Annotated in this window: 1 protein-coding gene; it reads left to right on the top strand. The window is 61.2% G+C overall.

The annotated features are described in order from the left end of the window. Positions 1-114: 114 nt before the first annotated feature. Positions 115-743, top strand: a 629-nt coding sequence (gene istA / locus QJT78_RS51805) for an IS21 family transposase (protein ID WP_281460914.1), incomplete at its 3' end; no start/stop codon positions are given.

Below are 743 nucleotides of genomic sequence, written 5' to 3'. Positions count from 1 at the left end.
TGTCATTCGGCTTGCAATATTGACCCCCTAAGCCGGGGGATCGGCGTCCAAAATTGACCCCCTACAGGTTGGTCTGTTGCGCTGCCTGCTTCGTAACAAAGCAGGTGGTGGAGGATGCTGGTCGTGGAGACGATTGCGCGGATTCGGCGCGAGCACTTCATCAAGGGCAAGACGATCAAGGAGATCGCCCGTGACCTGAAGGTGTCACGGAACACGGTTCGGAAGGTGCTGAGGTCGGGAGAGACCTCCTTCGAGTATGAGCGGCAAGTGCAGCCGCGGCCAAAGCTCGGACGATGGGCAGTCGAACTTGACGGGCTGCTTGCGGCGAACGCGGCTAAATCGGCTCGTGAGCAGCTGACATTGATCCGGATCTTCGAAGAGCTGCGCGGTCGCGGCTATGACGGCGGCTACGATGCGGTGCGACGTTACGCCAGGCGGTGGAGCAAGGAACGCGGGCAATCGACCGCGGCGGCCTATGTCCCGCTGAGTTTTGCGCCAGGCGAAGCCTACCAGTTCGACTGGAGCCATGAGGTGGTGCTGTTGAGCGGAACCACCGTGGTCGTGAAGGTTGCTCACGTCCGGCTCTGCCACAGCCGTATGCTATTTGCCCGGGCGTATCCGCGAGAGACGCAGGAGATGGTGTTCGACGCCCACGACCGAGCGTTCGCGCTGTTCAAGGGCACCTGCACCCGCGGCATCTACGACAACATGAAGACCGCCGTGGAGACGATCTTCGTCGGTAA

This window comes from Bradyrhizobium sp. Mp27 (genome assembly GCF_029953005.1).
GTDB lineage: Bacteria > Pseudomonadota > Alphaproteobacteria > Rhizobiales > Xanthobacteraceae > Bradyrhizobium > Bradyrhizobium barranii.
Note: the sequence above shows the minus strand (reverse complement) of the source record. Positions and strands in the feature narration are given on the sequence as shown.